Origin of the sequence: Peribacillus sp. NPDC097264, from assembly GCF_050277925.1 — a bacterium.
Lineage (GTDB): Bacteria > Bacillota > Bacilli > Bacillales > DSM-1321 > Peribacillus.
In genome coordinates, this window is the sequence record NZ_JBNNSR010000007.1 from 269,053 (window position 1) to 279,449 (window position 10,397).

At 43.2% G+C, this 10,397-nt stretch carries 8 protein-coding genes and 2 tRNA genes; 1 reads left to right on the forward strand and 9 read right to left on the reverse strand.

What is annotated here, in order from left to right; translation table 11 throughout:
* Positions 1–217 precede the first annotated feature (217 nt).
* The 6 genes from ACQKL0_RS13580 to queG all read right to left on the reverse strand — a co-directional run bounded on the left by ACQKL0_RS13580 (position 218) and on the right by queG (position 7,287).
* Positions 218–2,113: a PrkA family serine protein kinase gene (locus ACQKL0_RS13580; RefSeq protein WP_402867504.1), complete on the reverse strand. Its 1,896-nt coding sequence runs from the start codon at positions 2,111–2,113 to the stop codon at positions 218–220.
* Between the two features lie 467 nt (positions 2,114–2,580).
* On the reverse strand, positions 2,581–3,324 hold the full coding sequence (locus ACQKL0_RS13585; RefSeq protein WP_402867503.1) for a hypothetical protein: 744 nt from the start codon (positions 3,322–3,324) through the stop codon (positions 2,581–2,583).
* A gap of 351 nt (positions 3,325–3,675) precedes the next feature.
* The gene (gene nfsA / locus ACQKL0_RS13590; protein WP_402955242.1) at positions 3,676–4,425 is read right to left on the reverse strand and encodes an oxygen-insensitive NADPH nitroreductase; all 750 of its coding nucleotides are present in this window, start codon (positions 4,423–4,425) and stop codon (positions 3,676–3,678) included.
* A gap of 69 nt (positions 4,426–4,494) precedes the next feature.
* The gene (gene trmL / locus ACQKL0_RS13595; RefSeq protein ID WP_402867501.1) at positions 4,495–4,983 is read right to left on the reverse strand and encodes a tRNA (uridine(34)/cytosine(34)/5-carboxymethylaminomethyluridine(34)-2'-O)-methyltransferase TrmL; all 489 of its coding nucleotides are present in this window, start codon (positions 4,981–4,983) and stop codon (positions 4,495–4,497) included.
* A 64-nt stretch (positions 4,984–5,047) separates the two neighbouring features.
* Positions 5,048–5,905: an amidase domain-containing protein gene (locus tag ACQKL0_RS13600; protein WP_402955239.1), complete on the reverse strand. Its 858-nt coding sequence runs from the start codon at positions 5,903–5,905 to the stop codon at positions 5,048–5,050.
* A gap of 242 nt (positions 5,906–6,147) precedes the next feature.
* Entirely contained in the window at positions 6,148–7,287 is a 1,140-nt protein-coding gene (gene queG, locus ACQKL0_RS13605) for a tRNA epoxyqueuosine(34) reductase QueG (protein WP_402955236.1), read from the reverse strand.
* A 105-nt stretch (positions 7,288–7,392) separates the two neighbouring features.
* Between queG and ACQKL0_RS13610 the strand changes: the two genes are divergently transcribed.
* Positions 7,393–8,061: a B3/B4 domain-containing protein gene (locus ACQKL0_RS13610; RefSeq protein ID WP_402955233.1), complete on the forward strand. Its 669-nt coding sequence runs from the start codon at positions 7,393–7,395 to the stop codon at positions 8,059–8,061.
* Between the two features lie 87 nt (positions 8,062–8,148).
* Here the strand turns inward: ACQKL0_RS13610 and ACQKL0_RS13615 are convergent, their stop codons facing one another.
* The 3 genes from ACQKL0_RS13615 to ACQKL0_RS13625 form a co-directional block, all read right to left on the reverse strand.
* Positions 8,149–9,879, reverse strand: a complete 1,731-nt coding sequence (locus ACQKL0_RS13615; protein ID WP_402955230.1) for an ABC transporter ATP-binding protein — start codon at positions 9,877–9,879, stop codon at positions 8,149–8,151.
* A gap of 179 nt (positions 9,880–10,058) precedes the next feature.
* Positions 10,059–10,132 (reverse strand) — tRNA-Gly (locus tag ACQKL0_RS13620).
* A gap of 170 nt (positions 10,133–10,302) precedes the next feature.
* Positions 10,303–10,376: transfer RNA gene (locus ACQKL0_RS13625), tRNA-Gly, on the reverse strand.
* Between the last annotated feature and the right edge of the window lie 21 nt (positions 10,377–10,397).

Consider the following 10,397-nt stretch of genomic DNA (forward strand, 5'->3'; position numbering starts at 1 on the left):
TTACTGATCCATGACAACGACAACGTTTCTTCATGTACATGTTGGACGATCATGTGAAAATATCCGAAGCGCGAAGTATTTCAGAGGATTTTAATAGGTTGTTTTATTAACATCGGAGAATAACTGCTTCAGCTAAAAGATATCACGAATTGGTATTATTTACAATATTTTCTTTCGATAAATACCCCCACCTTTTAAGGCAGGGGTCTTCTTGTTTTTAGCGGTTTAACAAGCTTCCTACGTAGCGAAGTAAGTCATTGGCGGAAGTCGAGTTATACCCATGTTCGTCAATAAGTCTCTTGATGACTTCATTCACTTTCTTCAGTTGTCTTTCATCCGGTGTCTTGGTTGAAGTCGTGATTTTGACAACATCCTTCAAATCAGCAAACAGCTTTTTCTGAATGGCTTCACGTAGGCGGTCATGGGAATTATAATCAAATCGTTTTCCTTTCCTTGCATAGGCCGAGATACGGATCAGGATTTCTTCACGGAAGGCTTTTTTGGCATTTTCAGAAATGCCGATTTGTTCTTCAATCGAGCGCATCAATTTCTCGTCTGGATTGATTTCCTCCCCAGTCAGTGGATCGCGCAGTCTTGATTTATTGCAGTATGCTTCGACGTTATCTAGGTAATTGTCCATAAGGATCTTCGCCGACTCTTCATAGGAATACACAAACGCTTTTTGCACTTCATTTTTGGCAATCGAATCATATTCCTTACGTGCAAGCGAAATGAAGTTCAAATATCGTTCCCTTAGCTCGTTCGTTATCGACGGATGCTGGTCAAGGCCTGCCTTCAACGACATCAATACGTCAAGTGCGTTGATGGACGGGTTTTCCTTCCGAATGATAGTGGAGGATATCCGGTTAATGACATACCGTGGATCTATCCCGCTCATGCCTTCATCTTGGTATTCCTTCTTCAGCTCATTGATGTCCGCGGAGTTGAATCCTTCAACATTTTCCCCATCGTACAGTCTCATCTTTTTCAATAAATCGATATCACCTTTTTTCGGATCCTTTAAACGGGTCATGATACTGAAAATGGCTGCCACCCGCAAGGTATGCGGAGCAATGTGGACATCGGAAACATCGCTTTCATGGATCATTTTTTCATAAATCTTCTCTTCTTCGCTCACCTTTAAGTTATACGGGATCGGCATGACGATAATCCGGGAATGTAGGGCTTCATTTTTTTTGTTGGATATGAATGCCTTGTACTCCGTTTCATTCGTATGGGCAACGATCAGTTCATCTGCACTGATTAATGCGAACCTTCCTGCTTTGAAATTCCCCTCCTGAGTCAGTGAGAGCAAATGCCATAAAAACTTCTCATCACATTTCAGCATTTCCTGGAACTCCATCATTCCGCGATTTGCCTTATTGAGCTCACCATCAAAGCGATAGGCTCGCGGATCTGATTCAGATCCGAATTCGGCAATCGTCGAAAAGTCGATGCTTCCGGTCAAGTCGGCAATATCCTGTGATTTAGGGTCGGATGGACTGAATGTACCAATCCCCACACGTTTGTCTTCTGAAAGGAAGATACGCTCAACCATCACGTCTTCAATCCGGCTGCCATATTCCTGTTCCAATCTCATCACATTCAGCGGTGACAGATTCCCCTCAATCCGGATGCCATATTCCTCAAAGAAATCCTGCCGCAAGTTTTGAGGAATGAGATGCAGTGGATCTTCATGCATCGGACATCCTTTTATCGCATAGATCGCCCCTGAGTCATTTAACGAATAACTTTCAAGCCCCCTCTTAAGGAGTGAAACCAATGTAGACTTCCCACCTGATACCGGTCCCATCAAAAGCAAAATCCTCTTTCGGACATCCAACCGCTTAGCGGCGGGATGAAAATACTCCTCGATGAGCCTCTCCAATGAATCCTCAAGTCCAAACAGCTGACCACTGAAAAAGTTGTACTTCTTCGTTCCATCTACTTCCTCTATCCCAGCATCTCTGATCATGTTGTATACACGCGAATGAGCAGATTGTGCAACTAATGGCTTTTCTTTCAGTATCTCTAAGTATTCTGCGAAGGTGCCTTCCCACTTCAGCTTCTGTTCATCTTCTCTAAATTTTTCGATTTTCTTTAAAATATCCATCTAGGAACCTCCCCCTATCACTTTCAGAGAATACTTAAATCTATGCGCCGAGTTTGACAAACATGTCAGACTTTCCAAAGAGGTTCATCTTGTCCGGCTGCCCAATCCAAGGTTTTCCTTTAAAGTCTTGAATATTTGGTGACAAATCACGAGGCAAGAAAATTTACGTGCACATCTACTAAAAATTGGGGTATACTAAGCCTATACTTAAGTGGGACAATATGGGTAAAGGGAGGTTACATCATGGGAACAGTTATTGTCATTGCCGTAACAATTGCGTTTTTAGCTGCCATCTTCACTGGTGGATATGCCGACAAACCAGGTGTGAAAAATAAATAAGAGCATACGAAAAAGGGCGCTATCCCACAAGTCATGGGAATGACTTGTGGGGGTAGCCCCTTTTTTTGGAAGAAAAGCATAAAAAAAGAGACACCATATAAGTGCCTCCACTAAGAGTGACTTTCCTTTTACTTTTCAAACTCTTCAGCTAGCATGCTTGGAATAGAGATTTCCCAACCGGCTTGGGAAGTATAGCTGTATTCGCCAGAAATAGTTCCGTACACAGTAATAACATCATCTTCTATATAATCGGTCGTACCTGCATACATGACCATTATAATGTCATTAGGATCATATCCATATGATGTTTTTGTAACAGCTAAACGGATGGCCGTAAAGTCCTCTTCTTCCTGGATCTGAATAACCTCACCAGTATATTTCGTATACTCACCAATCATTTTATCTGGATTTTTCTTCAACCTATTATATTCAATAGGTTTTGCATTTGCTTTTTTAGCAGCCGCTTCTTCTTTAGCTTTCTTTTCAGCTTCTTCTTTAGCTTTCTTCTCAGCTTCAGCCTTCTTCTTAGCCTCTGCTTCATCCTTAGCTTTTTCTTCAGCAGCCTGTTTCGCTTTCTCCTCAACAATGGCCTTCTCTTTGGCCTCTCTCTCTGCTTTCTCTTCAGGTGTTTCTGCCTTTTCTGTTTTCTGTTCTTGAGCTGGCTTCTCTTTATCTGTTGTGGTTTCTTCAGATTCCCCGCTTGCTCCTATAATAATAAATGAAATGATGGCGACAATAAATGAACCACCCACTCCAATAAAACGCGATTTTGCCTTTCCGTTCTTTTTGAGTAGTGCTACTATACCTAAAATGATAAATACAAAGATAGATATGAAGCTACAAAAAAATAAAATACCACCTAATACCTGCAAATTGTTACTTCCTTTCTTATTATGAAGTTATCAGTACAAATGTTTATTATATACTTAATTAGGCTGTGAAGTTTTCTCACTATTGCCTTTGTTAATATTTACTTTGTTAAAAAGCGGATAATCTCCTTATACTTGATTTATGACATGCCTCCTTGAACCTTCGAAATAATTCATCGGAAAATTTTTTTACATCCTATCAGAAAAAGAATATCTGCATTATTTTAATTTATACAAGAAATAAGAGCCCAACACTTAGTGTCAGGCTCTTATTTTTAAGCTCTATATAATTAATGAGATGTAATCCTTTTAAATGGATGTTCGAACATGAAGTAGAGAATCATCCACCTATAATTATTGTTTTTTCAATCCTTGTTTTTCCACAAAGTCCTTCATATACATCCGGCTTTTCTTGCCGGCCATGTCCGCCATTTGTTGCGTCCAGGTTTCTTTCCGTTTTCCTTTGGTCCGTTGCTCATAATAGTCGGAAATCGTTTCATTGTATGCTTCTAGCTGACCGATGAAGGTCTGTTTATCCGTTTGATAGCCATTTTCATGATATACATTGGCTTGAGGAAGTCTTGGCTTTTTGTCTGAACGTTTTTTTGGATATCCGACAACAAGGCCGAATAGAGGAACGACACGATGTGGGATGTCCAGGATTTCCGAAACTTGTTGAAGGTCATTACGAATACCACCAATATAGCAAATGCCGAGGTCCATTGATTCAGCAGCAAGCGCCGCATTTTGAGCAGCGAGTGCGGCATCGATGCAGGCCACCATGAATTTTTCCGTACTTTCAATTGGTGCAGTAAGATCTTCGTTTTCCATCTCGGCTACTATGTCCATACGATGTAAATCGGCACAAAACACGAATAAATGTCCATTATTCTCTACATATGATTGAGGTCCAGCCAATTCAGCAAGCTTGGCTTTCTTTTCCGGGTCGGTCACCCCGATGATCGAATAGGCCTGGATATAGCTTGAAGTTGATGCAGCCTGTGCACACTCAACAATCGTGGAAATTTGTTCCGCAGACAATAGCTTGTCCTCAAAAGAACGGACGGAACGGTGGTCCAGAATTTTCTCGATGATGTTATTCATTGCTTTACCCCCTAATTATGTATAAGCATTCGTCAGCAAAGCATCCCCACCCCGCTGACGAATAACTCCTTAATATTCTCTTTTTAATTCCAAGTCACGGTAATCCTGTTGTCTTAACGCCTCATAAATCAAGATGGCGGCCGTATTGGAAAGGTTCAGTGACCGGATTTTATCCGTCATTGGAATACGGAGACATCTGTCCATATTCTCTTTGATCAACTCTTTTGGCAGTCCTGTCGTTTCGCGTCCGAAAATAAAATAAATTTCACTTTCTTGATCACTGTAATCGAAGGTTGTATGCGGCTGTTCACCAAATTTGGTTAAGTAATAAAATGCACCGCCGGCATTCTTCTCAAAAAACTCTTCCAATGAATCATAATAATGAATCTTCACATGTTCCCAATAATCGAGCCCAGCCCGTTTAAGCTGTTTATCATCCGTTGAAAAACCAAGCGGACGGATAAGGTGCAGGTGTGAATCCGTTCCTGCGCATGTTCTTGCGATATTTCCTGTATTTGCTGGAATCTGTGGTTGATATAAAACTACATGTATTGCCACTTCATTTTCACCTCTAGTTTAAACTTCAACTAATTATAGCATTAAACAAACAGACTAAAAACAATCACACTCCATCTAATATCACGAAAAATTTATAGACGATGTTCGGTGTATATCGAGTCGAATCCTCATACGTCCAATATCGATGGCGACTATTCATCGTATGGGCATTCACAAGAGGCATGCCTTTTTGGTCCTTTGCCGTCACAATCAAGTTATGATCGAACCGCCCGTCACCTTCAAAGTCAATGCACAGGATGTCACCCAGGTTCAATTCCTGTGCCGTCTCCACTTCTTTTGTCCTGATCCCTTTCCCTCCCTTAAGCAGATGATACAAAGAATGAGCTGTCGTCCAGGTATAGCTCCAATTCTTTCCTCTGATCCACCACCCTTTATTCTTGTTCGGCTCGCCCCACATCGGGATGTTCCCGGCATGCAAGCACTGGGAAATAAAGTTGGTGCAGTCATCGGTGAATTTATAATACTGTGGATTGAACTCATTCCACCATCGCTCCGCATACTGAACCGCCTTCATCCGGTCATACTTATAAGTAAGCCGATCCAAACCCACTTCCCAATTTTCCGGGTCCTCGTCAGGTTCTAAATCAGGTTCAAGCTCCCGTTCTTCTATTAAGTATTCATCCCGAAACCGCGCCTCCCTCTCTTCCATCTCCTCTTCTATATAGAAGCCATCCTCCTGCTTCATTAAATACTGCAGATGCACTTGATAGGTCAGGATTTTCAAATCCCCTTCCTGCCGTTCCGAGTCAACCTTTCCAGCAGCATTCACACGGACAATTTCCGTATCATGCTTCTTCAGTGCTTCCTTTTTCAGATAGATCTTACCCTCTCCCCGTACATGCTCATTGGAAGTGTAAAGTTCAACCCTTTCCTGTAAAAGCCGTTTCAACTGTTCCCTCAAAATCAAGCCCTCCTTCATAGCGCCTCTTCTAATGTGTATGAAGGAGGGCTTGGTTAAAAACACAACTTCATTCGGTCCATTGCTCAACTGAGAAGCAATTATCGGTCGATGGGGTAGTTTTATCAGTCAATTCGGCTTTTTATCGGTCGTTTTGCCACTTTTATCGGTCAAATCACACTATTTATCGGTCAAACTGCTAAAAATGGAAAGGCCCCGAATGGTTGCTTTCGGGGCCTTCCTTTTTATTCATTATGGTAAGTGAACTGTAATCCTTTTTCAATTTCCGCGAGCACTTCTTCGTCTTTTTCCTTCAACCTGGCTTCTTCCAAAATGGAGGTCGACCGTTCCCGACCGATTTTCCCGATCGCCCAGGCAGCCGTGCCACGCAAAACGGGGCGCGGGTCTTCTTGCATGATTTGAATCAGTTCCGGCATGGCGGTTTCATCCTTAAAGTGAGCCAATGCCAAGATGGCATTCCGCTGAATCGGCTTTTTGCCACGCCATGATCCAGATACATGTCCGTATGTCTCTTTAAAATCGCGATTGGAGATGGTGAGCAATGGCTTCAGCAGCGGTTTGGCAAGCTCTGGATCCGGCTCCATCTCTTCATGAAAATGAAAATCCATCCCTTTATTTTTTGGACAGACAGTCTGACACGTATCACATCCATATAACCGGTTGCCTATTTTCGTCCTGAATTCATCTGGAAGGAAATCTTTCGTCTGCGTCAAAAATGCAATACAGCGTTTGGCATTCAACTGTCCACCTTGCACAAGGGCACCTGTTGGGCATACATCCACACACTTATTGCATGTGCCGCACTGATCCTCCATCGGCTGATCCGGCTCGAACGGCAAGTTGGTAATCATGTCACCCAAATACACATACGAACCAAATTCCGGAGTGATGATCATGCTGTTTTTGGCGCTCCATCCGATTCCTGCCCGCTCTGCAACGGCCCGGTCCGAAAGTTCGCCCGTATCCACCATTGATTTCGCCATGGCTCCAGGGACTTTCCCTTTTATAAAATCTTCAAGTAGCTGCAGTTTATTACGGAGCACGGTATGGTAATCCGTTCCCCAGGAGGCCCGGCAAAAAATCCCGCGGCGCTCTCCTTTCTTGCTTTGAGGGGCATCCTTCAATTTCGAAGGGTAGGCAAGCGCAATTGATATGATTGATTGCGGTTTATCGAAGATCAATTCGGGCCTGACCCTTTTTTCGATATCCTTTTCTTCAAAGCCGGACTGATAATCCAGCTCCTGCTGTCGGATCAGCCTGCTTTTCAACTCCGTGAACGTCGTGGCTGACGTAAAACCGATTTTATCGATGCCTATTTCCTTACTATATAAAATCACTTCTTGCTTGAGTGCATGCATATCCATTTCTATCACCTTCGTTCTCTTCATTCTACCCAATGATGCTTGTAACATATCAAACCATTGGTATCTATGATAAACTAATTTCAATCATTTTTGGAGGTGTATCACTTGGAAATTAAGATTTCCTCTAATCTCGCAAGCAAAGTTCCCGATTTCAAGATTGGTTTCATTACATACGAAAACATCGAAGTCGGCCCCTCGCCGCAAATGGTAAAAGGGAGACTTCAATTATTTCAAGAAGCTTTATTTTTTGATCTTGAAGAAAAGGAACTCACGGATTTTCCGGGTATCAAAGAATGGCGGGAGATTTTCAAAATGACCGGGACGAACCCTTCACGCTATCGCCCTTCCGTCGAGGCCCTATACCGCCGAGTCAAAAAGCAGAATTACTTATCCCCTATCCATTCAGCCATCGACTTGAATAACTTCTTCTCGCTTTTATACGAGGTCCCGATTGGCATCTATGATGCAGATGCATTATCAGGTGATCTCTCCATTAAAATTGGTGGAAGTCCGGACCAATATCCTGGATTGAATGGGCGGGTGAACTCGATGGAAAACATGATCGTTTCAGCTGATGATGACGGCGCATTCGGGAGTCCCTACGTCGATTCGGAACGGACGAAGGTCACCGAAGACACCAAACATGCCATCCAGATCATCTATTTACAAGCAAAGACACCCATCAAAGAAGCCGAACAGCTCACAAAGTCATTGATGGATATGTTCCTCGAGATTCACGGCGGAGACGGATCTTTTTCCGTCCTAGAAGGATAATGCAAAAACATGAGTCATATCGAGATAATGGCTCATGTTTTTTTTGTGTATTTTTTAACAGATTCGGAGGCTACTCCCCTGAAGTGCTCAATTCTGCAGTTGCAATTGCTGCGTGGCTAGCTTTCGATACAAGCCATGACTTGCAAGCAATTCTTCATGTGTCCCCGCCCCAGTAATCCGCCCTTCTTCCACAACCAGTAATCGATCCGCATCAATGACCGTCGACAGCCGATGGGCAATGATCAGGGTCGTCCTGCCCGCCATCAGGTTCTTGATGGCATGCTGAACAAGAAGTTCCGATTCACTATCGAGATTGGATGTCGCTTCGTCCAATAGCAGGATTTTCGGATTGCGCAACACAGCCCGGGCAATGGCAATCCGCTGCCGTTGACCACCCGATAACTTCACGCCTCTTTCCCCTACCTCCGTATCAAAGCCATCCGGAAGCCTTTCGATAAACTGGTTGGCATTTGCCATCTTTGCTGCGTCGATGATTTCATCCATTTCAACTTGACGGCCTAGCCCGTACGCTATATTTTCTTTTATCGTCCCCGTCATGATTGGACTTTCCTGTGACACATACCCAATTTGCGACCGCCATATGGAAAGTTCAATATCCTTAATTGGCACCGTTCCCAACGAGACCATCCCATTCGTGGGTTCATAAAAACGTTCAATCAACGAAAATATCGTCGTCTTCCCACCACCGCTTGGTCCCACCAGGGCGACCGTCTTATTGGCAGGAACCGTAAACGATAAATCATTCAAAATGGGCTTAGACGCTTGATAGGAAAATGATACATCCTTAAACGTCAAATCAGCTGTGACCAATGTGTCATGCTTCCCTTCATAGGTTTCACCAGGTATCGAAAGGACGCCCTGGATTCGTTCCGTCGCTCCCATCGCCTTTTGAAATGCCGTAAAAAATGAGGCCATCTGACTAAAGGGCACGATGATTTGGATCATATAAATAATGATGGCAACAAGTGTCCCCGCTGTCAGTGCACCAGAAGCCACCCGAACTCCCCCATATCCAATAAGGATCACGAGAATCACCATCATGATTGTCGTCATGAAGGGGGAAATGATGGCTTGGATCCTAGCCTCCTTCAATCCAAAACGAAAGAGCTCACCAACGCCACGATTGCCTTTTTCACGTTCCAACTCTTCGCCATTATGCGACTTCACTAAACGGACCTCGCCTAGGACCCTCCCTAGATTTCCGCTGAAGGTGGCCATTTCATCCTGCGTCTGCTTAGAGACTTTATACATCTTCCGCCCAAGCGGAATCAGGATCAGCATGGATAGTGGTACGATGCTGAGCATGATGACCGTCATCCGCCAGTCCAACAGGAATAAGATGATGATCGACCCGATAATCGATATGATCCCTGAAATGAATGTCACGAAATGATTCGTGATGATCGTCTTAATCGTATTCGTATCCTGAGTGATCCGGCTAAGCGTTTCACCGGACTGGTGGGAATCAAAAAACGATACGGGCAATTGTAAAATATGATCCCATAATTTCCGACGGATTCCAGCTACAACATTTTCACCGATATAGCTCAGAAAGTAGAAGGAAAAACCTCCCGCAACGGTCTGGACAATAAAAGCCCCTAGCAAAAGGAATATCGTTGTTCGCTCGATCCCGCTTCCAGATATCATATCGACCAGATTCTTCGTAACCAACGGGACGACGAGACTCGCCACCGTTTCCACCAAACTTAACACTACGACAAATAACACCATTCCCATTGGCAGTTTTTCCGATCTTAACAAGGAAAAAAATGATTTCACATTCAGCTTCTTATCCATGTACAACCTCATTCCTCCATTTTCACTTACCTAAATTATAGGTAAAAGAACAGATACTTACAAATTTGTACAATAAAAAGAAATCCTGCTGTAATCAGTAGGATTTCTGTTCGAAAATATAAAAAACGCAAAGCTTCGTTCTCCAAGTAACGAAACCCTGCGTTATGAGTATGTATGATTGGAGCGGGTGAAGGGAATCGAACCCTCATCATCAGCTTGGAAGGCTGAGGTTTTACCACTAAACTACACCCGCATATCCTTGTAGAATTTTGTCGAATCAACTAATAAAATAATTATATAGCTTAATAGAAAAATATGCAACCGTTAAATGAAATTTTTTCATACCCGCTTGTTGTTTGAAAATAAAAAACGCAAAGCTTCGTTCTCCAGGTAACGAAACCCTGCGTTATGAGTATGTATAGTTGGAGCGGGTGAAGGGAATCGAACCCTCATCATCAGCTTGGAAGGCTGAGGTTTTACCACTAAACTACACCCGCATATCCTTGTAGAATTTTGTC